The following is a 23,269-nucleotide window of genomic DNA, read 5'->3' on the forward strand; positions in this document are numbered from 1 at the left end:
AGCTGGTCGTGGACCTCACGGGCCACGCACGGCTGCCCCGTCTTGCGCAGGATGTCCAGGATGAGCTGCCACAGCGGCGGCCCCGACTTCTCCCCGGCCGCGGCCCTTCCCGCCGGCGCCTGCGCGGAGGCGGCCTGCTGGGCCGGGACCTTCTCGGCCGACGTCTTCTTCGCGACGTTCTTCTTCGCCGGTTCGGCCGATTTCTTCTTCGCGGCGGCGTTCTTCGCCGGTTCGGCCGACGTCTTGTTCGTCGTGGTCCCGGGTGTGGCCTTCTCGGCGGCCTTCTTGTGTGTGGACTTCTTCGCCGGGGCAGTTTTCTTGGCTGCGGCCGTCCTCTTGGCAGGTTGCTTGGGCTGCTCCTCCTTCACCGACTCATCCTGTCGCTGCTGTGGAACCTGGGCCGTATCGGTGGCCTCCTCGGCCGGTGCGGGGATGTCGGCCTGCTCGGCCGTGGCCTCCTGCGGGACCTCGACCGCCCCGGTGGCGGACTGGTCCTCGGGCGCGCTCGACACCGCTGCTCCCGGCAAACTGCCCTGCGCCTGGGCCAACCAGGCTTCCTCCGCCTTGAGCTGATCCAAGCGCTCTTGCAGACCGGCGATCTGAGCGGTCACCTCGCTCTGCTCCTCGCGGTTGGCCGCGAGGTCATCGGCGTAACTTTGCGCGTACTTGTTCTGGATGGGGGTCTTTGCGGGCTCATCGGCCACGACAGCACTCCTAGTACCTGGTTGTTGCTGCCGGATGTTAGTCACTGCGAGAGAGCGACAGTTGCTCTTCCGCACCGTCACCACCCTCGCGGTGAGCGTGGAGCCCGGCGCGCTGTCTGTCCCCACGGTCACCGGCGCGACGGGACGTGCCCGGTGATGTCACCGGGGCAGTCGCGCGTTGTCTCGTCGGCCAAGTGCCGTGCGGTGTCATCCCAGAGGCGATAGACCGAGGCACCCCGCACGCCGCTCTCTCCGGCGACCTGGACCCGCTGGCCCGTGCGGTGCCCACGGCCTCGTCCCGCCCGCCGGCGTCGCAGACGTGGTTCGGCCGCCGGTCCGCAAGGCGGGAGCGGGCTGTATGGGCGACTGGTCTTGCCGGGTCAACGCCCCTGGCGCCGACTCGCATCAAAGCGGAGCAGCACTCGCGCCACACGCCACACCGCGGCAACGACCGCTGACACGAACGCCATCGTGAGCAGGCCCTTCCCCACGGGCTTGGAGACACCCACGACCAGCGCTGGGACCAGGAGCACGCCGAACACGGCTGCGGCTAGGACACCAGCCGTCACGAGGGCGAACATGATCTCCACCGTCATCGCGTCCTTCTCCCAACGCGATTCCCGCCCCATATCCACGCGGCAAGTCTCACACAGATGGTTAAGGTCGCGTAGCCGAGATCCCGCAGAAACGGCCGCCCGATTCTGCGAGGAATCACCGCCTCAAACAGCTCTGGACACCCCTGCCGACGTGCGAAAACGCGTATTTGAGGGGGCCATTTGGAGGTGTGATCGTGTGTGCCGTGCGCGGCTTGGAGCACTTCAGGCGCAGGACGTGGGAGCCATCATCGCTGCCGTCATCACCGCCGTGGGCGGCATCGTCACCGCGGTCATCACCACGCGGCGGCAGGGTTCGTAGCAAGATGCACCGTGAGGTGACGTGACGCGAAAACAAAAGCTCTGGCCGCGTCACGTCACCTCATCCCATCGCCTGCTTCGCCTCGGCGCGGGCGGCGTCCATGTGCCGGGCGAGGGCACGCTGTCTGCTCGCGGTCGGTACGCGAAATGTGCGCTTCGATAACTGGCCGTGCGGCCTTGTCACGGCTCCGGTCGACGGCGGCCTCGGCCACAAGGTGTGCCTCATGGGAGTGGTCCAGCGTGATCTGCTGGGCGACGGTGTCGGCGTCGCGCACCCCCCCCGAAGGGACAGCCCGGTCAGGCGTCCGCGCTGCAGGCCCGCGGCATCCATGAGCCGGTAGGCGACGGCGCGCAGGTCGTCGTCGTGCGTGGAGGCCCGTCTCGGTGAACGTCAGCGTCAGGGCCTGGGGCGATTGGCCCCGGCGGCGCAGCGTCCGCCCGAGCTGAATGACCAGGTCGAGCAGGGCTGCGCGCACGTCGGCGCCGTCCAGGGTGTGCCGGGCGAAGGTGCAGCTGACCGTGGCGGAGGCGGGCAGGGAGCGCGGGACGACCGGACGGCGGTCGGCGCCGCGGGCCCTTTCGCGGGCCAGGCGGCCGGCTCGTCCGCCCAGCAGCCGCTGGACGGTCTGGGCGGGGGCGGCAGCGAGCAGGCCTGCGGTGTGGATGCCGTAGTCGTGGAGCACGTCCGTCTGCCGGGAGCCGATGCCGTACAGGGCCTGCACCGGCAGCCCGGGGAGACAGTCCGCGGCCCGGCCGGGAGCCGCGACCAGCACCCCTACGGGCTCGAGGACCCGGGCGGATGCGGTCGCGGCCACACTGATGCTAGGACCGATGCCGATCCGCAGATCGACGCCATGACGGGTCAGGACCCGCACGCGCAGCATCTGGCCGAGGCGGCCCACATCCCCCCGGCATCGTGGTAGCGCAAGGCGCGCCCTTCAGCTCCGCGAGAGCCGCAGTAGGTGGCAGCGCCTGCACGACAGGAGACAGGGGGACAGCTCGGCCAGCTGCTCAAGAACGAGGCGGTACAGCTCCTCCGGCAGACGGTCCGGGCAGCGCGCATGCATCACGGTCGAGACCCGCGCTTGCCTGGAGCTGCCACCGGGTCGCGGTCCAGCAGATAGCTCGATCGGTGAATCGCTGACGAGGAACGCCAGGAGGCCGAATCGTCAGGATGAGCCCCGGCGTGGTGGCGCCCTGCGTGAAGCTGCCTGAGTTCCAAGGTCAGCAGGCAGACCAGCGGACGGCCGGCGTCGGGGGACAGGCAGCGGCTGGGGCTTCGGCCGACAGGCTGTAGGGCGACGCCCGCGACGAGCCCTGGCCCAAAAAGTGGCGTGGGGCCCAGCCAGCCTCAGCTCGCCGGGCCCCACAGGGCCAGGCGTTGCACCTGGCGGCACGGCCAGCCTATGGCCCCTCGCTGAGATCCTGGAGGGCGGTCCCGCGCGGCGTGCGACCGGCGCGCGGGACCGCCCAGTCCCGGTCGTCCTGTCAAGAGCCGGGAACTGAAACCGTACGGAATCGGATCATCATTGGCACGTACATCGGCACGTGAGCGCGGCCTGCCCGCGCCGGATGGCCGACGCCGCCCCCAGGTGCGCCCTCGGGTTGCCCACCGGGCTGTTGGTGCCACTGGGTGGGCCGGAAGGGGTGCGAGCAGAGCGTCCCGGTGGCACGGGGGGAGACCACCGGGACGACGACTCCAACTTACTCAGCACCATTCGCCCGCGTACGGGGATTCGCGGGACGTGGCCGGTTGCGGCCGCCTGCACCGGCAGTCCGTTCTCGCGGCGTCCGCGCGACTTCGGCCGCCCCCTTTCGCACCCGTCTTCGAAGAGCACCGTGGATTGACGCGAGGTACTTTCACTTCGTGTCACTGACTCCAGACGACGAAGTCCGCAGCCGCGACGAACTGGTCTCCTTCGTTCGAGAACTGCGCCAGGACTACCTCCGTCGGGGACACGAATGGGAGAGCCAGAGCCTCGACCGCTTCCTTGAGGCCCTTGCGGCATGGATGCATGACCGAGGACCTGATCATCACCACCACCCGGCAGGTGGCGGACATCCTGGACCGGCTTCAGGACACCGACCGGCCCCGCCGCAACCTCGCCGAGGACTACAAGGCGTTGGAGGCCCTGTCCGCTGACGTACCGGCTCTCAAGGAGAGCGCCGGCTGGCTCCTCGACCAGATCGCCCTGCGCGACGTGCACGCCCAACGCCTGCGGGCCGTCCTCGAACCCGACATCACCGACTACCAACGCGACCGCGACCGCTCGATCGACAGCGCGGACGCGGGCGCGCCCGCGCTGGATGAGGAGCGTGCCACGCAGCTGTCCCAGGCCCGTGACGTCGTGCGCGCCTACACCGCCGCCGCCCACTCCGGGCGGGAGGCGGAGGCACAGCACCTCCTGGACGCCTTCCCGGTCCCGGCCCGGCCCTTGCAGACCAGCGGCCCGGCCGCCGCCTGGCGCCGAAACTCGCCCACCGCGCAGGACGCCGTCACCGCCCTCGAAACCCAGCGCGCGGCGACCACCGCCGACGACAGCAGCCCCTACGTCGCCGCCCCCGAACTCCTGCACGCCACGACCGCCTACCTCGCCGCCCGGGAAGGCCAGCTCCACCACCTGCACGACGCGCTCGGACGCCTCGCCTACCCCGCCCAGCCCTCCGCCATCCTGCCCACCGACCTCGCTCCCGTGGCAGCCGCCCAGACCCAGCGCCGCGTCATCGACGCCTTCGGCACCCCCGAGCGCGCCCACCAGGCCCTGGACGGACAGATCAGCTACCAGCGCCGCCGCCCGCCTCACGCCGACCGGCCCACCACCGCAGGAACCGACACCGACGCCGACCTGCTGTCCCGGGCGCGCGCCGCCCTGGAAGAGATCGACGGCCCCGGCGGGTCCTGGACGCGCAGTACATCACTACCCGCCTGCAGCGGGCCATGGCGCGCCCCGCCACCGACCGCGGGCGCACCGGCGGACACGACCAGACGCAGGCCGACCAGGCTCACGCTCAAGCCCAGATGGCCGGTAACACCACCCTCGGAATACAGCCGTGACGCGGCACTGAGCACACGGCCATGGCCCTGCTGCCGCAGGCTGCCACTCTCGTCCGGCGCGGCGCGCGGCATCTCGCGACGGCGACCATGCTGTGGACGCTTACGAAATTCCCCAGGGCTGAGTTCACGTGATTCCCCAGGTCGGGACGCGCCGTAGCATGGCCGGGAGGCAGGCACCGGCTATGGGAACGAGGGCATTCCGGTGGTCCGTGACAGCCAGGCAGCATCGCCGGAGCGGATCGAAGAGATAGACGAGGTCATCGATCGCATCACCCGCTGGGCTAAGGATCGCGAAGACGTCGTCGGTCTGCTCCTGGTGGGCTCTTGCGCCCGCAACGCTGCCCGACCCGACTCCGACGTCGACCTCGTCCTGCTCACCACAGACGAGTCCCGTTACCTCAACAGCGATGCCTGGGCCACCGAGCTCGGGCTGGGCCAGCTGATGCGTGCCCAGTCGTGGGGAGCGATCACAGAGCGACGCTATTCCACGGCCTCCGGCCTGGAAGTCGAGATGGGCATCGGCTCGCCCAGTTGGGCAAAGGTAGATCCCGTCGATCCTGGAACACATCGCGTCGTTACTGATGGTGCCCGCTCGCTTCACGACCCAGCAGGCACCCTCGCCATCCTCTTTGCCGCGTGCTAGGCGTTGCTCTGTCGGGCTTGCCGGTGGGGTTCTTCGGGCGCTTGTTCGGGGGATAGCTGGGGCCGTTTCACCGTGGCGCTGCGACACCACTTCCGCAACGCCGCTGACGACCGCGCTCGACTCAACCTGCCAGGTACGGCGAGCCAACCGGCCTCACCCATCGACCAGCACGTGTCGTCCCATCTCGTAGCCGCCAGGCCGCAGGGGACAGCAAGCAGCGCACAACGACCGCTGCGTCTGCCGCCGAACGGCAACGCGCGACCTTGACTCGTTACGCCACTTCCGCACGTCCGATCCCGCCTCCGGGGAGGGCAGGGCACGTCACGCACTCGGCACGCGGGAGCGGGGCGCCGTGGGCCGGGCGGCAGCCGATCGCGGTGCGCAGGATGCAGCCGACCTGCCAGCGCCGGGCCCGCAGTCGGACGCACCACTGAAGGCGGCGTGCCGTTCGGGTGCCGGCACCTCGCTGATCAAGGAGAACTGCGATGCCCCGTACGTGCACCCCGTCGACAGCCGGTCGGCGACTTGCCACCTTCGCGGCCGCCGTCCCCCTTCTCGCCGGTGCGGCAGCGGTCGCCGCGCCCGCCGCCTCGGCCGTCGGCTCATCGGCGTGCCACTACAACGTCACCCGGGAGACCTCGACGGTGACCGTCAACGGCGTCAACTTCCGCACCGGCCCGGGCACCGGCTACGCCTCCAAGGGGCTGCTCTACAAGGGCGACACGTACGTCGCCCACTGCGGCGTCCGCAAGGGCACCGCCGCCCACCCCCAGGCCTGGCTCTACGCCAAGCTCAGCCACCGCTCCAAGAGCGGCCTGGCATCGGGAACGTGGGGCTGGGTTCGTGACGGCTTCGCCGTGTCCAGGTGACCGCAGGACGCAGCCCCGTGTGGGCCTACCGCGCGGGAGTGGTCCCACCGTGCGGAACGCCGCCCCCGGTCGTCATGTCGGGCCCTGGCACGCCTGGGTGCCGCACCTGTTGCGGGCCGCTGCCCGCATCGAGGCTTCCTTCATTACCACCGAGCAAGGGGAGATCACCGTGCCGTTTCCGTCCGTCCCCCGTCGCACCGCACCCGCGCACCGTGTCCGGACCACGGCAGTGGCCACTGCCGTCGCCGCCTCCTCGGTTCTCGGACTGTCGCTCGCCGCGGCCGCGCCGGCGAGCGCGGCGACGGGCTCCAAGGCGTGCACCCACCAGGTCAAGCTCGACACCCGGGTCACCGCCCCCGTCAACTTCCGCACCGGCCCCGGCACCAACTACAGCAGCCTCGGGCTGCTGTCCAAGGGCCAGGGCGTCTACTGGGCCTGCTACAAGGGCAACTGGGGCTACCTCAAGCCGTACTACGGCGCACCAAGGGCCACTGGGGCTGGGTGAGCCGTACCTACATCGACGTGCCGATGCGGACCGACTGACACCCGCCCGCACAGGGCCCGTGCCTTGGCCCACCCTCTTCCGGGTGCCCAGGCGCGGGCCCTGGCGTTCCCGCCCGCGGGCCGTGCCCTTGCCGCGCGTCGCGCCCGCGGCGGCTGACGGTCGCTCGTCCGAGTCCCACCGGAAGTAGGCAGGGCCGAGGTGGCCGGCGTGGAGGAGCTGCCCGGTTCAGGCGGCTGTCGTCGCGGTGCGTCGGGTGGCTGCGGCGCGGGTGCGGGCGATGTCGGTGGGGTGTATGCCGTGGCCGGCCGGATCGAGGCTGATCAGGTCGCGGTGCAGGCGGCGTATCCGCAGCGCCAGGTCGAGGCGGAGGCGGGGGCGTTTGTCGCGGACTTCGCCGATGGTGCGTGGGTTGATGTTCAGGCGCTTGGCGAGTGTGGTCGCGGGCCATCCGGCGCGTGCCAGGTCGGCCAGCAGCCGGGATGCCTCGGTGGAGTCGGTCAGGCCGGGGGCGCCGGGGGCGCGGCGGTGGGGGAGAGGGATGCCGAGGATGGCGTCGGCGGTGGTGCGGGCGATGTCCCGGACCGTGGTGCCGTCTGCCGGGGTGCGCAGTATGCGGCGGACCAGGGTCACGGACAGGCCGGCCCGGTCGGCGATGTCCTGCGCGGACATGCCCCACTCGCGTAGCCGGACCGCCCACCGAGCGGCGGCATGCGGTGGGACACGCGCGGGCAGACCGCGCGCCCGGTCCTGCTCGCGCCGGCGGCGGGCCCGCAGCGCCGCCTGACGGCACTCGGCGCGGGTGCAGCCGTAGTCGGCACACGATGCCTGGCCGTGACGGACCGACGACCGCCGCGGCCGACGCCGCCGCGCGGCCGGCACGGCGACGGAAGCGGACTGCTCTCCAAGACCTGGCATGGCGATTCCTGCTGCGAGTTCGGTGTGCCGGCCAACGCTACGCGCCCCCACCGACAAAGCAGCCGCGCCCCCACCGGCAAAGCAACCCCGCTGCGCACCGCGCTAGCCGAGCAGCATCCGAAAGACCACATCCCATGAACGTGACGTGCATCAGGTGCGGTGTACAGGACGCCCCTACTTCCACCAGCGCTCCGCTCCCGCGACCCCCGGCTGCCGGACGCCATCGTGCCCGGAGCCCTTACGCGGCGCACGGTTCAGAGCGCGGTGTACGGCAGCCGCGGACCGAAGTCGACGCTGCGCTCCGCGTCCTTCAGGATGCGGGCGGCTTCAGTGCTCACCTGGGCAGGGACGTCGCCGCGTTCCGCGACGAGCTTGTCGTAGATCGGTGCATCACCCCGGGCATGCTGGATGCGGTCCTGCTGGTTCACTGCCGTGTCCCTTCCCCGTGTACGCAAACGGCTGCCGAGTGTACGGGCGAACGGCCAACTGCACCGGCCCCTGACCGCCAACGCCCGCATCCTGGACACCTGCTGGGGCGTCACCCCCGCCGTACACAGAACCCTGGCCACCCTCCGCCCCGCTCATATTCAGGGGGTTTGTGACACCACCGGCCCTCTTGGTTCAAGCTCGTCGAGTCCGCCCAGGCCCGCTGGCGCGCGATCACCGGCGCCCAGCTCGTGCCACTCGTGCGCGCGGGCGCACGCTTCGAAAATGGCCGGTTGGTCGAACGCACCGAGACGCAAGTGGCCTGAGTAGACTGCGCCAGCATGATCGAAATGGACGCTCGTTTCGTCGGTATCGCTGAGCTGGTCGAGGCCCCGTCCGTGGCGGTCGTGGTCGACGTCATGCGGGCCTTCACCGTGGCTGCCTGGGCCTTTGCTCAAGGGGCGGAAAAGATCGTTCTGTCCGAGTCGCTGGACGACGCTGTGGCACTGAAGACCCGCCACCCGGATTGGGTGGCACTTAAAGACGGTCCGCCCGCGGCTGGGTTCGACATGGTCAACTCTCCGGGCATGCTGCGGGCTGCCGACCTTCGCGGACGGACCGTTGTGCAGAAGACCACCGCAGGGACGGTAGGCGCCCTTGCCGTCAAGGATGCACCGGTGGTGCTGTGCGCCAGCTTCGTAGTGGCGGAGGCGACCGCTCGGCTCTTGCGGACACGCAAGAGCGACAGCGTCACGTTCGTGGTCACCGGCGAAGACGGACAGGCCGATGAAGACTTGGCGTGCGCTGAATACATCGCTTCCAGATCGACCGACGCCACGGCCGATGCCTCTGTGTTCCTGCGCCGAGCTGCCGAGTCGCGCGCCGCCGCCGAGCTTGCAGAGGGGGTGCGTCAGGGAGTGCATCCCGACGACGTTGCACTCTGCCTTGAGCTCGACCGATTCCCCTTTGCCATGGTGGCAGCCCTGGAAGACTCGCTCATGGTCCTGCGTCCGCACGCCGTACCTGCGCAGGTCGACGACTCCGCGCTCTGATCAGCGAAAGCCAACATCCATCGGGCAGGCGGCGTCGGGCACGTCTCGACGGCGGTGCCCCGGCGGCGACAGGCACCCCCACCCCCCTGATCACGATCCACAAGTCTTGACCATCTTCTTGAGCGCAAGCCCGGGCGTTTACGCCCGGGTTAGCTCATCTGGAGCCCGGAGCCGCGCAGCGGCGGAGCACGCTTCGTTCCTATGGCTCGACGGCCGGTTGTCAGTGGTGTGCCGTAGCTTTCAACTTGCCTGGCAGTGCGCTGACCTAGATTGCGGCGATTGTCCGCTGCCGGGACCGTGGGCGTCGGAAATCGGTGAGGGGGTGTGGCGATGTCGAAGAACATTGAGGCGGAGAAGAAGGTTCCGCGGGCGGTTGCCGCACGCCTCGCGTCGATGAAAGCGCGGAAGGATTCCGGCCTTGTCGGCCGTACCGCGATAGTTCCTGTCTGGCTGAACCGGGCAGACCATCTGCGAGTCCACGCGGCGTGCCATGCTGCCGCTGGATTGTGGAATCGCTCAGTGGTGTGGCTGCGCGGGCAGTGGGAGGCAGGTGAAACCCCTGGCAAGGAGGACGTGCGCAGGTTCGTCACCTCACTCCCGGCCGAGGACCGGCCCTTCCACGCCCATACGGCGCAGGCCGTCGCATACGACCTGTGGGATGCGGTCGCGACGTCGCGAGCAAACCGTGCTCTGAGGTTGAACGCGCGGGCGCCCTGGCGGGAGAAGAAGTACCGGCCGTTGTCGTTCACCGCGGGTTTCGGCTGGCGCGTCACCCCTGAAGGCCGTCTGGCGCTGTCTCTTGGCCGGGGTCGCGGCCGGATCGTGCTGTCGCTGCCCGAGGTCACCTCCCGCAACGGGCAGCCTGTGCCGCCGAAGGACTGGGGTGAGATACGCCTGTGCTGGGACCGAAACGCCAGGTCGTGGTCGCTGCACATCTCCTACTCTGCCCCAGGTGAGGTCCTGCCCACGCCGGCGGAGGGAAGGCCCACCGTCACCATCGCCATCGACGAGGGCATCATCAACCCGATGACCCTCGCGGCGAAGATGCCCGACGGCAGGGTGCAGGTTAAGGTCCTCAACGGCCGGCAGGGACGCTCGGCGAAGCGGTACCGCAACAAGGTCGTGGCCCGGCTGACCTCCCGTATGTTCCGGTGCAAGAACGGCTCTCGGAAGCACCGGCGCCTCATGGCGGCGAAGAAGAAGGTCGAAGCAAAGACGGAACGCAGGCTGCACGACTTCGACCACCAGGTGTCCGCGAAAGCCGAGAAGTTCACCCGTGAAGTCCACGCAACGTGGACTGAACACCACCGGGAGACGTCCGAGCCGGACACTGTCGTCGGTGTGCGCCTCGTCGCCGGCGACGTCCGCGGCATCGAGAAGAACACGAACAAGAAGCGGCGGGCATCAAGGTCGACGCGGCAGCAGTGGTCCCGCGGCCAGCAGGAAGACTACCTGCAGTACAAGACGGGCTTGAAGCTCGAGCACATCAACGAAGCTCACTCCTCGCAGACGTGTCCGGAGTGCAGCACGCGGACGAAGGTCCGCGGCCGCGAGTACATCTGCAAGAACACGCGTTGCGGGTTCCGGTGCCATCGGGACGCCGTGGGCGGCGTAAACATCCTTACGCTCGCCGACAACGACGGGACGTACGTCCTGGATCCAGACCTCCGTGTGGAGGTCACGTATCGCCGGTCCCAGACCAGCTGGAGCCCACTCCAGCGGTCACTGCACGCCTACCACCAGCAAGTCCTCGGACGAGCGAGTGGGAAGACGCGCAGGGAAGAACGGCGTAGCGCCCAGAACCGGGCCACCCGCACACGCACCACTGTGTCGGGTGTAGCTGTCGACCGCGCTGCCATTCCAGACGACATCACCACCCGTCAGGGTGCTGGCAGGGCCCCCGCCCGCGTCGCCTGAAGCGCACAAGACAGAAGCCCCGGCCTTCAGGCCGGGGAGGTTCACTATTACTCCACTTCATCAATCGCTGTCATCTGCGCCGCTGTCGCTCGTTTGCCTGTGACGTTTGTCGGCTGGCATCCGCTGAGTGGACGGGTCATCCGTGTGACGGGTGTGCCGATCTGTCTTTCTTCTGTGGCCGTTGTCGGCCTTCTGTGGGGTGGATACGTGGTGAGCCGTCGTACGTCGCATGCGTACAGACCGCTGAGCTTGAAGCGACGGGCGTGGTTGACGCTCGGTGCCGTGGTGCTGGGCGGGGGAGGGATCGTGACCTATGCGGTCGCCAGCCCATCCGGGGATCCGGGCGCCGGGCGTGCCAAGCGGCCGGTGAAGATCTACGACCTGTCACTGGCCGGTACTTCACAGGAGAGGCGGGAGCTCCGCAAGGACACCGAGGAGTTCTCCCTGCTCGGTGTCTCCTGGACGGGCGCAGCCGAGCGGCTGGAGGGCACGGTGCAGGCGCGCACCCGCAGCCTTGAGACCGGCCAGTGGGGCGCCTGGCGGAAGCTCAAGGTGGACGTCGACCCGCTGGAGGAACCGGGCAAGCGCGTGCGCGGCGCCTCGGAGCCCTTGTGGGTCGGCCCCTCGAACGGCGTGCAGGTGCAGGTCGTCGGCAAGAACGGCCGCGCCGGCAAGCTGCCCGGCGGACTTGAGGTCAACCTGGTCGACCCGGGCGTGGTGACCACCGCCGAGACGAAGGCGACCGGTGCCCCGGCCGAGCCCGCCGGATTCGCCGTCCCCGCGGAGACCCCGGACGCCACCGAGAGCGCGTCGACCGATCCCGGGACGCCCACCGATTCGCCCACCCCGAGCGACAGCGCCCCTGCCACGCCGACGGACGACCAGACCACCACGTCTCCCGGCCCGACCGACACCACGTCCGAGCCCGCCCCCACCGACTCGGTTTCCGCGTCGCCTTCGACGAGCACCTCCGCGAGCCCGTCGGCCACCACGCCGTCCGCGCCGCCTTCGACCGTGCCGCGGCCGCCGATAATCGCGCGCGCCGACTGGGGCGCGGACGAGTCGATCAGTCCCGAGGCGCCTGAGTACAACGACGACGTGAAGGCCGTGTTCGTCCACCACACCGACGGGGCGAACGACTACTCCTGCGCCGACTCGGCGTCGATCGTCCGCAGCATCTACGCCTACCACGTGCAGGTCAGCGGCTGGAAGGACATCGGCTACAACTTCCTCGTGGACAAGTGCGGCACCCTCTTCGAGGGCCGCAAGGGCGGCGTCGACCTGCCGGTGCTCGGCGCCCACACCTACGGCTGGAACCGCGAGTCCACCGCGGTCGCGGTGCTCGGCGACTACACCACCACCAGCGCCTCCAACCCCGCACTGGCCTCGATCGCCAGCCTCGCGGCCTGGAAGCTCGGCCAGTACGGCGCCCAGCCCACCAGCACGACCCAACTGACCGCCGGCGCCACCCAGAAGAACCTCGCCGGCACCAGCTTCACCGCCGGCAGCACCTACACGTTCCAGCGGATCTCCGGCCACCGCGACGGCTACAACACCGAGTGTCCCGGCGGCCTGCTCTACGACCAGCTGCCGACCATCCGTACCTGGGCGGCCGGCCCGGTCCAGGGCCTGAAGATCACCTCGCTCGGCGGCGCCACCCTGTCCGGCTCGACGTACTACACCAAGGGCGCTCTCACAGCGAAGTGGGCAGCCACCACGCCAGCTTCGCTGATCTCGAAGTTCGAGCTGCTGGTCGACGGCAAGACCGTCGCCTCAACCTCCGGCAGTGCCACCTCCGCCACCGCCACCCTGGCCGTGGGCAGCCACACCGTCGCCGTCCGTGCCGTGCACCAGTCCGGCAAGACAGCGACCACCGCCGCACTGACCGTCGTCGCGGAGACGACCGCACCGACGTTCACCACCACGCCGAAGCTCTCCCTGCGGACCGGAACCGTCAACACCAGCGCCGTCCCGGTCGCCCTCGGCTGGAAGGCCACCGACAACCAGGCCCTGCGCCACGTGAAGCTGCTGTCCCCCACCAGCAACACCTTCGCCCCGGCCACGACCGGCTACAACACGACCGCCAAGTCCGCCACCGCTACCACCTGGTCGATGCGCGCCTACGACTACGCCGGCAACTACAGCACGTCCTCCCCGGCGTACACCCCGATGATCCTTCAGGAGAGCTCCGCCACTAGGTCCGGCACCTGGAGCACCCGCTCCTCGACCAGCTACCTTGGCGGCAAGTCGTACTCCAGCGCCTCCAAGGGGGCCGCACTCACCTGGACGTTTACCGGCCGCTCGGTCGCCTGGGTGGTCTCCCGAGCCTCCAGCTCCGGCCAGGCATACGTCTACGTCGACGGCACCAAGGTCTCCACCGTCGACCTGAAGTCCTCCACCACGTCCTACCGGCAGGCGATCTGGACCAAGACCTTCTCCAGCAGCGCCAAGCACACGGTCAAGATCGTCGTGGTCGGCACCAGTGGCCGTCCCACCGTCACCACCGACGGCCTCGTCTACATCAAGTAACCCTTCACCCCACGGGGTTAAGACACGCCATGCCGACCGGCGCATGTGGACATGCATGCGCCGGTCGCTGCGTCTGTTCCCTCCGACTCACCGAGGACCGGCGAGGGGTCGCCCCGTGACGGCCGCCGCGACGGCCAGCGCGCCCTGCGCCGGCACGGAGGGCCGCGCCCCAGACAGCCGGGATCTTCGAACCCGGCGAGGATCTCGCGCTCGATCGCCTCCGACAGCCCCAGCTCGGCCAGCCACGCACCGTACGTGCCGTTGGGGTCGTCGGCCATGGGTGTCGCGGGCCGGACGGCGCGTTACCGGGCGAGTGTGACGGTGACCGCCCGGTGGCCGTTGCGCTGCTCTGCCCCGGGCCTCGCTCGGCTACATGGCAGGCATGACCCGCCGCGCGAGCATCCGTGCCGAAGCCGTCCCGCGCGGCCGCCAGGCACGCCCTTACCTCGCCGATATCGCCCGCGCCCTGCGTCCGCGGCTGCGGAGCGGCGCGTAGACACGGGGGTGGGCCGCGCAGAAACCTGCGCGACCCAACATGGGGGGCGGTGCTCGGGGGCTACGCGATGACGCCGGCGATGAACACGAGGACGCCGCCGATCGCGGCGAGGAGGAAGGACAGCTGGACGAAGCGGTGCTTCCTCCACGCGATCTTGCTCATGTTGACGAGCTGGTGGGTGAGAACCGGGAGCATGTCCTGCTCCTGGAGCTTCTGCGCGAGGGCGGTGGGCTCCCAGAACTGCAAGTGGCCGAAGAAGATGAAGTTCTCGGAGAACTCCGCTTCCAGCTTCTTCTTCGCTCGCAGGCGGGGCGCGACGACGAGGATTGCGAGGACTGCAGCGGCCAGAATCAGCAGGATGCCCGCCCACAAGGGTCCTCGCACACCGAACGCGGTTAGGTTCGACAAGAGGCGGTCCTTGTCGGACAGAGCGAAGGCCGGGGGACCGGGCCGGCTGGCGGTGATCGAGCGGTTGGTGGAGCCGGTCGCGATGGGCGAGGGCGGCTGCGCTCTGGTGGTGTGCAACACGGTCGGCGAAGCCCAGCAGACCTATCTCCGGCTGCAGGAGCGCTACCCGTCGCTGGTCGGCGAGGAGCTGCTGCTGGTGCACGCCCGTTTCCCGGGCGATGTGCGTGAGGAGCGCACAGCGATGGTGACCGGCGGGATGGGTCGCGGCGGGCCGCGCCCCACCCGGCGGATCGTCGTGGTGACGCAGGTGGTGGAGCAGTCCCTGGACCTGGACGCCGACCTCGTCATCAGCGATCTGGCGCCGCTGGCGTTGCTGCTGCAGCGGGCGGGCCGGTGCTGGCGGCACGAGAACTGGTGGGCCCAGCACGGTTACCCCGGCGGGCGTGGCCGGCCCAGCTGGGCCGATGCCCCGCGGCTGGTCGTGCTCGACCCGCTGGCCGGCGCAGGGAAGGTGCCCGTGCAGTGGGGCGAGGTCTACGCCGAGCACCTGCTGATCGAGACCTCTGAGGTGATGGCCGAGCTGGACGGGGAGAAGATCGCCATTCCCGGCGGCGTGCAGCAGCTGGTGGAGCGGGTGCACCGCGATCGGGCCGACCGCTTCCACTGGGACGATCCGGCGAAGTCGGCCGCCTGGAGCGCGTACCGCGGTGGGTAGATGGCGGCGCGCGGCGTGGCGGATGTCGTGGTCGTGCCGCGGGCGCGCAGCCTGTGGGAAGTGCACGAGATGCATCACCTGGAAGGCGCCGAGGACGAGTGGGAGGCCGCCTCCCGCTTGGGCGCCGATTCGGTGCGCTTGCTGTGCGTCCACCAGCAGCCCGACGGACGCGTGACGCTGGACGCGGCCGGTCAGGAAGACCTTCCCGCAGCAGAGGCCGAGCCGACGGCATCCGATGTGCGGCGCGTGATGCGGCGCACGATCCCGGTCCGCGCCGACTGGTTCACCGGTGCCGACGCGGACGCCCACCGGCCGCCCGCCTCCTGGGCGGAACACCTCACGCTGGGCGAGTTCCGCATCCTGTGCCAGCCCGTGGTGGATGGGCGGGCCCAGGCCGTACAGGTGGGCAAGAAGACGCTGCGCGTGGATACCGAACTGGGGCTCGTCCGGCAGTGACAGCCGCCTGGCTTTGTTGGTCAGTTGCGGGAGCGCTTGATGCTTGCTGCGGGACCATGGTCGTGCTCTGCACGATGACGTTAGGGCTCCGTGACGTTACCCAGCCCCGCTCTTCGCGCCACCTGTTGTGGGCTCAACCATGCCGCCGATGGAGACAGCGGGGCCAGCCAGCGAGGAAGCGTGTGGCGGGACGCAGAAAGTGGGGGACAGGTGGCCGTATCGACGACGCTGTGGGAGGAACCAGATCCGCTCCTTGAGCTGGCAGCGGAGGCGGGTGACGTCGGGGCGATGAAGGCTCTAGGAACGCACCTTTATGAGTCCCGCGGCAGCCGGGAACTCGCTGAGCGGTGGCTGCTCGCTGCGGCCGAGGCCGGGGATCCCGAGGCCATGTACCGCCTGAGTGGCATCTACCAGGACCGCGCCGTCAGCAGCTACCCGAACGGCGCATCTGAGATGGCCAGGGCGTCTGACTGGTGCAGGCGTGCCGCGCAAGCAGGCTGGCCTGAGGCGGCGAGTGCCATGGGCGGAAAGAGTGGCATCAGTGACGACGAACGTGAGTTCTGGCTTCGGCGCGCAGTGGAGAGTGGAGATGTAAGGGCGATGGCCTCCCTGGCATCGCTTGCCGAGAGGCGGGAGCGGCCTGACGACGCTGAGCACTGGTACCGGATGGCCATCGCCCACGGCATGTCCTCTTTGCGTATCGGATTCTCCTGCCTGCTGATGCTGCAGGGACGGTTGAGCGAGGCGGAAGAGTGCGTGAGGTCAGAGGCCGAGGCAGGCTCAATAGGAGGTGCCGGGCAACTGGCCGCGGTACTGCAGAAGCTCGGCCGGCCCCAGGAGGCCGCCGTCTGGCGGAAAAGGTACGAGGACTGGCTCCTTCAGGAACGCGAAAGCAGCGGCAGATGGCTGGACCGCGCCGCTCCTGAGCTTGCCACGGTCGCCGTCACCGCACTGGTCACCACTGCCGTGGTGCCCTTCATCCAGGCACTCGTCTCCAAGGCTGCCGAGGAAGCCTACGGGCAGGCCAGAGGCCTCGTCCGCCGGATGCTACGCCGGAACGAGCAGCCAACACTTGCCGCCGAGACGGTTGAACCGACCGGCGAGCCCGTCGGAGAGTCCACTGGTGATGAGGAACCCGGGCTCCTCATCGCCGACGACGCGGAGGCGGGGATCACCCTCTTCGTGTGGTCGAATGCCTCGGACGAGGCACTGCGGGCGCTGTCCTCCCTCGACATGGACGAGCTGACCGTCCGTAGACCGGACCAGGGCAGGGTGCGCCTCGTTTGGCATCCCGGGACCAGCAAGTGGCACATCCGCGGCGAATGACCGGCCGTGTGTGGGATTGAGGGCCGTCCAGGGTGGCTGAGGGTCAGGGCGGATCGACGCTCAAAGACTGCCCTTGACCCGGCGTGGCGGTCCCGCGCCGTCGGAGGCCGGGCAGTCCCGCCTCGCCTCTCTCAGCCCCGTCGCCGGGTGGGTAACATCTGGCGAACGAGGTGAGCGCCGCTGGAATTTTTCAGAAAGCGTCAACAACGAAAGGGATCGATCGCTACCGAAGTCCAGAGGCGATCTATAGGCGCCTCTGCGCGGCCATCGTCGCCTCACCTTCGGCGGCAACATCATCGAGACCGGCACCGACTCCTGCCGCCTCGCCGCCACCCGCCCCCGAGCGGAACGAGCAGCGGTCTGAGCGCTGTCCGCCTGCTTTATCGAACCGGCCCGCACTCGTCGACGATCACGGTCGGCGGGGCCATAAGCGATGTTGAAGGTGCCGAGCCAGTACGACCAGCCGGGGATTCCCAGGGCGCTGGAGAACCGGTAGTTCAACTGCCAGCGGAGCCACTGCCCGGGAAGCAGTCGAACTGCCGGCGGCCTGCGCGGCCGAGGCGGCAGCCCGAAGAGCGGCTCCACACGAGCGAGTACTCGGAGCCGGGATGGCGGGACTGCAGGAGCAGGGTCGAGGCGATGAACCGGTCGTCCGGGACGTCCAGGTCGAGCCAGTCGGGCAGCGCGTCGGACTTGGGCTCGATGTACTCGAAGACGGCGTGGACGTCGCCGGCGACCCGGACCCCGAAGGTGACGTCGCCGTTGTTGCGCAGCCCCTTCAGACGCCGGTCGGCCTTCTTGGCCGCCTCGCGCAGAACGTCGCTACGGCCGGCGCGCTTGTTGTCGTCCAGCTCGCGCAGCACGACCGGCAACAGGTGTGCCATGTAGCGCTGCCCGATCTGCCCGGTGCAGGCGGCGAGGTCGGGGTTGTCGATCAGCGCGTTGGTGTCGACGGTGATCCGCACCGGCCATGGGTCGGTGGGCAGCAGGTCGGTCAGGCTCCGCAGCTGCTGGACGGACGCCTGCAGGAGCTTCACCGCCTCCGGCATGTGCTGCGGGACGGACCAGTCGGACCAGGTGCCCTCGCGGACCAGCCAGCGCTCCAAGTGCTCCAGACTCTCCTTGAGCTTCTTCGCCGCCTCGGGAGTGGGGTGGGGGAACAGCAGCCGGAACCGCGGCTCCCAGCCCCGAAGACGGCGCAGCAGGTCCATCCGCTGGGACTCCAGCGCCGGGCTGCTCGGTGCCCACCCCCATTTGGCCGCGGCGACGATGAAGATGGAGTCACCCGGCATGTTCGGGTACACATACCGGATCCCGGAGGCTTCCAGCACGGTGAGATAGTCCCGCTCGATCGCGTCCAGCTGCTCCAGCAGGCGCTCTCGATAGGTGGGCGGGACGGGCTTCTTCTGCAGCCTCGGAGTCTTCGACACCTCGGTGCTCACCTCGGACGTCACCGCGGCATTGAAGCGGAGCCAGCCGTCCTCGATTCTTGCCGGGATGCAGCATGGGACGCTGCGCGGGTTCATTCCGCACTACGCGAACGTGGCCATTTTCGTCAGATTACCGAAATGGCAACAAGTAGAAATTCAGACATCGTGACTATGTGCGGACCTGGACACTTGGAGCCGGGTACGCCTCGGCTGGATGCATGGCGGCGCGGTGCCTACAACTCGTATCTCAGCCGCCCCGGCCCCGAGATCCTGCGCACCCGCCTGTCCCCGGACAAGGCCGAAGCCGATGCCGAGCTGTGGCTTCCGGTGGAGCGGGAACAGAGCTGAACAAGGCGCCAAGCCGAAGGTGCCTGACCGCCCTCGCTGGCGGAAGCAGCGGCACCACCAACGTCCACTGCACTTCCGTCAAGTCCGACGGATACCCACCCTCAGCTCCGCTCACAGCATGCTCAACGACCACTCCAGCAGCGAGGCACGGCGGATTTCAAATGCGGCTCTTACCGCCGCCGCAACCGCGAACTACAGCCAAGCGTACGGGCTCGTGCTGCCGTAGACAGTTACCCCATTCACTACGACGTAACCGTAGTTCAGATATCGATGACCGGAAACTCCCCCCACCCCGATAGCAGGGTGGTGGCCGAGATAGCAGGATTGATTGGCGCTTCTAACTACAAAACCTTCCGACTGATCCCTGATTTGATAATAGACGTAACAACTACTACCAAGACTCCCTCGGCTGTTAATGTAAAGATCTCCATTTACGGTGGTGCCGCTTGTACTGATGCATACTCCAACATTCCAGGAACTTCCGCTGGTAACGCATCCGCCGCCGGCGGCACTCGCAGGCTGGGGCGCGAGAGCGATTGGAGCAACACCTGTCATCAGCGCGAGTAAGGCACCGAGAGTCTTTCTGAGTTGCATCACATGGCTCCCACGTCAGTCGATGGTTTTTGATGATCCGCAGTACGGGCAGATGTCGAGGGGTCTCGAGAGAGGCCAGGACTCTTACCACCTTGCCGAATTAACGGCACGCGATGACGATTCTGGCTTCGAGCCTCACGACTTAGCACATCGTCTACCGACTATGAGAGCAAAAGCTTACCAACCGCTACATGGATTTCAGCCATTGCAGCCCCGCAGCATATAATTCCCCTTATTTCACCCTGAAAGGTGACATTTTCCCTTCGTCGTCCGGCAAGGATCAGGCTAAGGCGTCCGACCCGCTCGCCGCCGCAGGCATCCCGGCCGCGCCCACCGGCCAGGCCCGAACCGACCTGCTGGCCGCACTGCGCAAGGCGAACCCCGCCCTATGAGGCAGCAGGCGAATTTGAGGAAGGCTTCGTGCGTGTCGGCTAGGAGAGACCCGGCGTGCCGCTGCGGCGCCGCAAGCAGCCGTGGCACCGCATGCAGCGGGTGCCTCCTACTTGCCGTTCACGACCGAGATCCCGTTCGGGCTGTGGATCTTTAGTCTCGTGGCGAACGATAACGAAGAGCGTTCTGGCCGGACCTGGAGCCAGCGCAAACGGTTTCGGGCACCGGCCTCGTGGGCGCTGGGCCCTCAAGGGCGAACAGCGGCGGCACTGCTCGTCCGACTGGAGCAGCTGGCCTGGGACGAAGTCCTCGCCCTGCGCCGCTCCTACAACCAGGCATGGCCAGCCGATCGTGAAGACCCCGCCTGGTACGGGGCACAGGACGTCGCCACGACCGCAGACCGGGCACAGCTGAAGAACGCACTGATCAAGCACGCCGAAGCAGCCCTGGCTCGAGCAGCCCGCGCCCACGGCAAACGGGTACGGGACTTCTCAGACGGACAGAAGACTGTGTGCTTCGCCCCCGCGGCCCTCGCCATCGAGGACCTTGCCCCCAGCCTCGCCCACCGCCTCCTCAGCCCTCTCCGCCGCGCACTCGGCGACGTCCACGCCTACCCCGTCCCCTCGTGGACCGACAGCCTGTAACCCACCACCGTGAGCAGCCAAGTCGGCCCCAAGCGGCCCCCACCGGCCGCCCAGAAGTCACCCGGCCTGCCGAAGGGACCAGCCAACCTGATCAGCTCACCCGCCCGAACAAGCGGCCCGGTAGACGGCAATGAGGGCGGTGAGGCGCGGGTTGAACCCTTCTGCCTCCTGCAGGGCCGGATCGGGCATCGAGTCGTCGACGGCATAGCCGAGTGCGGGACATCCAGTGACGTGCCCACGCAAGGCGTCCAGGTGATCGAGCAGAGCAGCGCGACGAGCCTGCTCGGGGTTCAGCGAGCGCAGCCACGCGAGGCGTTCCGCCGTGGTCTTGGGGCGCGGGGGCAGGTCGCGACGGATACCGTCGGCCCGCTGGGTGAGGATGTTCCACACGGGCATGCGCAGCGCCGCGACCAGTGTCTCGGGTGCTGCCTCCACGGTGGGCGTCATGTTCCCCACAGTCGCAGCGGCCACTGACAGCGCGATGCACCCCGGCCACCAGGTCAGTCGTCCGTGGTGCGCTCGATAGTCCAGTCGGCTCGGGTCGTCCGCCACACGGTCGCCGACCGGCTGGTCCGCGTGCTGCTCACCGACACCCCCTGCCCGGCCACGGCGACGTCCGGGCCGTCGATCTGCAGGCGTTTCGCTCATCCGAATGAACGCCGTCATGAACCGGAATGGTGAACCGTTCCACCAGGACAGACGGATGTCATGAGACTCCTGCGTCTACGGCGCCCCCGTACCGGCTTGACCGCGCTGCTTGCCACCACCGTCCCGACCGTCCTGGCCGCCTCGCTGATCGGCCTCGCGCCCGCCCATGCCACGACCCCCGCAGCCACACGCGCCGCGGCCCGGGACCAGATCGCGTGCCCGCGGGGCTTCGTGTGCATCTACCCCGACATCAACTTCAACGGGCAGCCCTACGTCAAACGCGCCGTCGACGGATCCGTGCGGCACCTGCCGGACTACATCCGCGGCAAGGGCAGCTCCGTCATCAACAACAGCAGCCGCACCGCGCGCATCTACCAGAAGGACAACTACTTCGGCCGGCACGTCTGCGTCGGCCGCGAGGGCGGCTCCATCAGCGACGTGCGCTCCTACCAGCTCAACGACACCACCCACAGCCTGCGCAACAACGACACCCCCTGCGGCGCCTGATGACCGTCCGAGGCGGAACGATCTGACAATCCAGTTACCGATCCATCGCGATGAGATGTCCAGGCCGGGTGCGCGGTTATCTTCTGCACCCAGCGAGCCGCGCATCCGCGCGTCCGGGCCGCCTTCCCGGCGCCAGAACATCCACGGTTACTCGGCCTCACCGGAGGAATCGGCATTCGACCCACCCTGCCTGGGGGCGTCGGGCCGTTGGGGCCCTCCGCGCGGTAGGCGGTCAGTGGGATGCGGACGACGTAGTCGCGCACCTCGCGGCAGCGAGGCCGGCCTCTTGGAGGCCAGGACTCTTGGCCTGCCCTGCCCTGGGACCAGGCCTTGCGTCAACGCTGCACCGACCCGACGCTGACCCGAAGGTCGTGCCCGATAACCGCGTTCTCGTCGCCCTGTTGGAACCGCTCGGCCGCTTCCATCCGCAGCTTCTCCGGACGGCCAGCCGCTCGTCCGCCAGCCCGCTCCCCTGCGTATCTCATACACGCGGCACTCCGCAGGAACCCCTGGCCGAAAGCGTCAGTAACCTCGGCTTGGTGGATATCATTTCAGGGCCCTCAAAGCGTCATCTCTGGACAGCTCAAGCAATGATTCCTCGGAGTAGTCCTGAATGCTGCTGATGTAGGGTGGGATGCCGGGGCGGCGTGTACAGAAGGTGACATTGGCCGTGAGGGTGTCGTCCGACAGACCGCCCTCCGACAGGGAAACGTACCCCAGGAGTGGGTGCTCGCTTTCCTCGGGGGCAGCCTGCAAGGCCAGGCAGGCGTAAGCGATTGAGCGCCGCAGGAGCCGATTCTGCCTTTCGGGTCCTGAAGCGGGAAGGTCGTAGTCCATCATGCCGCGCCCGTTCACCGTGGCTTCGAAGTGAACAAAGTCCTCGAATTCTCCAGCGGTGTATCCGTGGTGCCCCGCCTGCAACGCGGAGAGCAGGTAGGCGCCATTCCCGTCCACGGTCCAGCCTTCCTCCGCGATCGCACGATACGCGGCAGGAACGTCGCCCGGAAGGATCGAGGACAGTTCGGCGCCGGCAAGACTGAGCATTCTCTCGTTCATCTGAGCCCCTTGCGGATACCCGCTTCGAAACCAGGGGGAGGCGGCATACCCATCAGGCTCGGATAAGGCGTCATAGGGTTCCATCTGGGGCTCTTCTTCGGCTCTTCTTGCGATTCGGTTTGGTTGGCACCTTCGAATCTACGGAGAAGAGCCCCTTGGTCACCGGGGAGTTGACCCGGCCGACGTCCCCGTCATGGCGGGCCAGGGTGAACCGGCCCGGCGTGTCCTCGTCCAGCCAGCCCCGCTCCACCAGACGCTTTCAGCTTCCCCCTCGTCCCCTCGATCTTCGCCGTGGTGGCCTCCAGCCCGATCCGGGGCACGATCTGCTTGGCCTGCAACGGACCTGTCGCATCAGCGACGATCTCCACGATGTCCCGGTACACATCCGGCAGCACCCCAGCGACCAGGCCCTCCCGCCACGGCGGCACTGCCATCACCCCGATGCCGTGAGGCACCGGCGCTTCCTTGGGTTCCGGCGCACCGCGCGCCTGCGGCGCATTCTCCGCGGCCGACAACTCCGCCAGCACCTGCGCGACGGTCTCCCGCGCGATCTCCAACCGCGACAGATCCGCCTGGGCCTTCTCCAGCCGCACAGCCAACTCCACAGCCTCGGCCTGCAGTTCTTCCACTCGCTGTCGAGCCGCGGCCTCCCGCGCCTGGAGTTCTTCCGGCAACGACACCATCGCGCCCCACCTCCACCTCGCCACGGTAGAAGTACGACG

At 68.6% G+C, this 23,269-nt stretch carries 23 protein-coding genes and 3 pseudogenes; 15 read left to right on the forward strand and 11 right to left on the reverse strand.

What is annotated here, in order from left to right:
- The 3 genes from ACFQ9Z_RS37680 to ACFQ9Z_RS37690 form a co-directional block, all read right to left on the reverse strand.
- A partial coding sequence (locus ACFQ9Z_RS37680; protein ID WP_383030918.1) for a hypothetical protein occupies nt 1-779 on the reverse strand: 779 nt, incomplete at its 3' end.
- 305 nt (nt 780-1,084) lie between these two features.
- A complete protein-coding gene (locus ACFQ9Z_RS37685) occupies nt 1,085-1,339 on the reverse strand; it encodes a DUF6332 family protein (protein WP_383030922.1) in 255 nt (84 codons plus the stop codon).
- A 335-nt stretch (nt 1,340-1,674) separates the two neighbouring features.
- Nucleotides 1,675-2,433, reverse strand: a complete 759-nt coding sequence (locus tag ACFQ9Z_RS37690) for a hypothetical protein (protein WP_383030927.1) — start codon at nt 2,431-2,433, stop codon at nt 1,675-1,677.
- 1,200 nt (nt 2,434-3,633) lie between these two features.
- Here ACFQ9Z_RS37690 and ACFQ9Z_RS37695 point away from each other — a divergent pair.
- The 4 genes from ACFQ9Z_RS37695 to ACFQ9Z_RS37710 all read left to right on the forward strand — a co-directional run bounded on the left by ACFQ9Z_RS37695 (nt 3,634) and on the right by ACFQ9Z_RS37710 (nt 6,690).
- Nucleotides 3,634-4,830, forward strand: a complete 1,197-nt coding sequence (locus ACFQ9Z_RS37695; RefSeq protein ID WP_383030931.1) for a hypothetical protein — start codon at nt 3,634-3,636, stop codon at nt 4,828-4,830.
- 45 nt (nt 4,831-4,875) lie between these two features.
- Nucleotides 4,876-5,316: an aminoglycoside 6-adenylyltransferase gene (locus ACFQ9Z_RS37700; RefSeq protein WP_383030936.1), complete on the forward strand. Its 441-nt coding sequence runs from the start codon at nt 4,876-4,878 to the stop codon at nt 5,314-5,316.
- A gap of 485 nt (nt 5,317-5,801) precedes the next feature.
- Nucleotides 5,802-6,185, forward strand: coding sequence for a hypothetical protein (locus ACFQ9Z_RS37705; protein ID WP_383030939.1), 384 nt, complete (start codon nt 5,802-5,804; stop codon nt 6,183-6,185).
- Nucleotides 6,186-6,414: 229 nt separating this feature from the next.
- Nucleotides 6,415-6,690 (forward strand): hypothetical protein, encoded by a 276-nt coding sequence (locus tag ACFQ9Z_RS37710; protein ID WP_383030942.1) that lies wholly within the window; start codon nt 6,415-6,417, stop codon nt 6,688-6,690.
- 225 nt (nt 6,691-6,915) lie between these two features.
- Here the strand turns inward: ACFQ9Z_RS37710 and ACFQ9Z_RS37715 are convergent, their stop codons facing one another.
- Entirely contained in the window at nt 6,916-7,359 is a 444-nt protein-coding gene (locus tag ACFQ9Z_RS37715) for a hypothetical protein (protein WP_383030945.1), read from the reverse strand.
- A 500-nt stretch (nt 7,360-7,859) separates the two neighbouring features.
- Nucleotides 7,860-8,033, reverse strand: coding sequence for a hypothetical protein (locus ACFQ9Z_RS37720; protein WP_383030948.1), 174 nt, complete (start codon nt 8,031-8,033; stop codon nt 7,860-7,862).
- A gap of 192 nt (nt 8,034-8,225) precedes the next feature.
- Here ACFQ9Z_RS37720 and ACFQ9Z_RS37725 point away from each other — a divergent pair.
- The 4 genes and pseudogenes from ACFQ9Z_RS37725 to ACFQ9Z_RS37740 form a co-directional block, all read left to right on the forward strand.
- Nucleotides 8,226-8,357: pseudogene (locus ACFQ9Z_RS37725) on the forward strand (IS256 family transposase); the annotation flags it as partial.
- Between the two features lie 24 nt (nt 8,358-8,381).
- Nucleotides 8,382-9,083 (forward strand): 2-phosphosulfolactate phosphatase, encoded by a 702-nt coding sequence (locus tag ACFQ9Z_RS37730; protein ID WP_383031073.1) that lies wholly within the window; start codon nt 8,382-8,384, stop codon nt 9,081-9,083.
- Nucleotides 9,084-9,413: 330 nt separating this feature from the next.
- Nucleotides 9,414-11,000 carry a zinc ribbon domain-containing protein gene (locus ACFQ9Z_RS37735; protein WP_383030951.1) on the forward strand — a complete coding sequence of 529 codons (1,587 nt, stop codon included), beginning with the start codon at nt 9,414-9,416 and terminating at the stop codon, nt 10,998-11,000.
- A 249-nt stretch (nt 11,001-11,249) separates the two neighbouring features.
- Complete coding sequence (locus tag ACFQ9Z_RS37740) at nt 11,250-13,529, forward strand: N-acetylmuramoyl-L-alanine amidase (RefSeq protein ID WP_383030956.1); 2,280 nt, start codon at nt 11,250-11,252, stop codon at nt 13,527-13,529.
- A gap of 556 nt (nt 13,530-14,085) precedes the next feature.
- On the opposite strand, the gene ACFQ9Z_RS37745 is transcribed toward ACFQ9Z_RS37740, so the two are convergent.
- Nucleotides 14,086-14,433: a Pycsar system effector family protein gene (locus ACFQ9Z_RS37745; RefSeq protein ID WP_383030962.1), complete on the reverse strand. Its 348-nt coding sequence runs from the start codon at nt 14,431-14,433 to the stop codon at nt 14,086-14,088.
- A 10-nt stretch (nt 14,434-14,443) separates the two neighbouring features.
- On the opposite strand from ACFQ9Z_RS37745, the gene ACFQ9Z_RS37750 reads away from it, so the two are divergent.
- The 3 genes from ACFQ9Z_RS37750 to ACFQ9Z_RS37760 all read left to right on the forward strand — a co-directional run bounded on the left by ACFQ9Z_RS37750 (nt 14,444) and on the right by ACFQ9Z_RS37760 (nt 16,930).
- A complete protein-coding gene (locus ACFQ9Z_RS37750) occupies nt 14,444-15,148 on the forward strand; it encodes a helicase-related protein (protein ID WP_383030966.1) in 705 nt (234 codons plus the stop codon).
- On the forward strand, nt 15,149-15,604 hold the full coding sequence (locus tag ACFQ9Z_RS37755) for a hypothetical protein (protein ID WP_383030971.1): 456 nt from the start codon (nt 15,149-15,151) through the stop codon (nt 15,602-15,604).
- Nucleotides 15,605-15,814: 210 nt separating this feature from the next.
- A complete protein-coding gene (locus tag ACFQ9Z_RS37760; protein ID WP_383030974.1) occupies nt 15,815-16,930 on the forward strand; it encodes a tetratricopeptide repeat protein in 1,116 nt (371 codons plus the stop codon).
- Nucleotides 16,931-17,310: 380 nt separating this feature from the next.
- On the opposite strand, the pseudogene ACFQ9Z_RS37765 reads toward ACFQ9Z_RS37760, so the two are convergent.
- Nucleotides 17,311-17,536: pseudogene (locus ACFQ9Z_RS37765) on the reverse strand (hypothetical protein); the annotation flags it as partial.
- Complete coding sequence (locus ACFQ9Z_RS37770) at nt 17,428-18,456, reverse strand: PIN domain-containing protein (RefSeq protein ID WP_383030978.1); 1,029 nt, start codon at nt 18,454-18,456, stop codon at nt 17,428-17,430. The gene ACFQ9Z_RS37770 and the pseudogene ACFQ9Z_RS37765, both read right to left, overlap by 109 nt.
- Before the next feature lie 141 nt (nt 18,457-18,597).
- On the opposite strand from ACFQ9Z_RS37770, the pseudogene ACFQ9Z_RS37775 reads away from it, so the two are divergent.
- From ACFQ9Z_RS37775 to ACFQ9Z_RS37785, 3 genes and pseudogenes are all read left to right on the forward strand, one after another.
- Nucleotides 18,598-18,708: pseudogene (locus tag ACFQ9Z_RS37775) on the forward strand (AraC family transcriptional regulator); the annotation flags it as partial.
- 785 nt (nt 18,709-19,493) lie between these two features.
- The gene (locus tag ACFQ9Z_RS37780) at nt 19,494-19,694 is read left to right on the forward strand and encodes a hypothetical protein (RefSeq protein WP_383030981.1); all 201 of its coding nucleotides are present in this window, start codon (nt 19,494-19,496) and stop codon (nt 19,692-19,694) included.
- Nucleotides 19,695-19,805: 111 nt separating this feature from the next.
- On the forward strand, nt 19,806-20,336 hold the full coding sequence (locus ACFQ9Z_RS37785) for a hypothetical protein (protein ID WP_383030983.1): 531 nt from the start codon (nt 19,806-19,808) through the stop codon (nt 20,334-20,336).
- A 96-nt stretch (nt 20,337-20,432) separates the two neighbouring features.
- Here ACFQ9Z_RS37785 and ACFQ9Z_RS37790 read toward each other — a convergent pair whose 3' ends face one another.
- Nucleotides 20,433-20,783, reverse strand: a complete 351-nt coding sequence (locus tag ACFQ9Z_RS37790; protein ID WP_383030988.1) for a hypothetical protein — start codon at nt 20,781-20,783, stop codon at nt 20,433-20,435.
- A gap of 297 nt (nt 20,784-21,080) precedes the next feature.
- On the opposite strand from ACFQ9Z_RS37790, the gene ACFQ9Z_RS37795 reads away from it, so the two are divergent.
- Nucleotides 21,081-21,491: a peptidase inhibitor family I36 protein gene (locus ACFQ9Z_RS37795; protein ID WP_383030990.1), complete on the forward strand. Its 411-nt coding sequence runs from the start codon at nt 21,081-21,083 to the stop codon at nt 21,489-21,491.
- Nucleotides 21,492-22,037: 546 nt separating this feature from the next.
- Here the strand turns inward: ACFQ9Z_RS37795 and ACFQ9Z_RS37800 are convergent.
- Nucleotides 22,038-22,631 carry a hypothetical protein gene (locus ACFQ9Z_RS37800; protein WP_383030993.1) on the reverse strand — a complete coding sequence of 198 codons (594 nt, stop codon included), beginning with the start codon at nt 22,629-22,631 and terminating at the stop codon, nt 22,038-22,040.
- Nucleotides 22,632-22,738: 107 nt separating this feature from the next.
- Nucleotides 22,739-23,230, reverse strand: a complete 492-nt coding sequence (locus ACFQ9Z_RS37805; RefSeq protein ID WP_383030996.1) for a hypothetical protein — start codon at nt 23,228-23,230, stop codon at nt 22,739-22,741.
- Between the last annotated feature and the right edge of the window lie 39 nt (nt 23,231-23,269).

Source organism: Streptomyces sp. NPDC056580 (assembly GCF_042793175.1).
GTDB lineage: Bacteria > Actinomycetota > Actinomycetes > Streptomycetales > Streptomycetaceae > Streptomyces.

Coding starts and splice junctions, on each gene's coding strand:
- ACFQ9Z_RS37695 (WP_383030931.1), top strand. CDS start 3,634: ATGACCGAGGACCTGATCATCACCACCACCCGGCAGGTGGCGGACATC.
- ACFQ9Z_RS37705 (WP_383030939.1), top strand. CDS start 5,802: ATGCCCCGTACGTGCACCCCGTCGACAGCCGGTCGGCGACTTGCCACC.
- ACFQ9Z_RS37715 (WP_383030945.1), bottom strand. CDS start 7,359: ATGTCCGCGCAGGACATCGCCGACCGGGCCGGCCTGTCCGTGACCCTG.
- ACFQ9Z_RS37730 (WP_383031073.1), top strand. CDS start 8,382: ATGGACGCTCGTTTCGTCGGTATCGCTGAGCTGGTCGAGGCCCCGTCC.
- ACFQ9Z_RS37735 (WP_383030951.1), top strand. CDS start 9,414: ATGTCGAAGAACATTGAGGCGGAGAAGAAGGTTCCGCGGGCGGTTGCC.
- ACFQ9Z_RS37755 (WP_383030971.1), top strand. CDS start 15,149: ATGGCGGCGCGCGGCGTGGCGGATGTCGTGGTCGTGCCGCGGGCGCGC.
- ACFQ9Z_RS37770 (WP_383030978.1), bottom strand. CDS start 18,456: ATGAACCCGCGCAGCGTCCCATGCTGCATCCCGGCAAGAATCGAGGAC.
- ACFQ9Z_RS37780 (WP_383030981.1), top strand. CDS start 19,494: ATGGATTTCAGCCATTGCAGCCCCGCAGCATATAATTCCCCTTATTTC.
- ACFQ9Z_RS37790 (WP_383030988.1), bottom strand. CDS start 20,783: ATGACGCCCACCGTGGAGGCAGCACCCGAGACACTGGTCGCGGCGCTG.
- ACFQ9Z_RS37800 (WP_383030993.1), bottom strand. CDS start 22,631: ATGGAACCCTATGACGCCTTATCCGAGCCTGATGGGTATGCCGCCTCC.
- ACFQ9Z_RS37805 (WP_383030996.1), bottom strand. CDS start 23,230: ATGGTGTCGTTGCCGGAAGAACTCCAGGCGCGGGAGGCCGCGGCTCGA.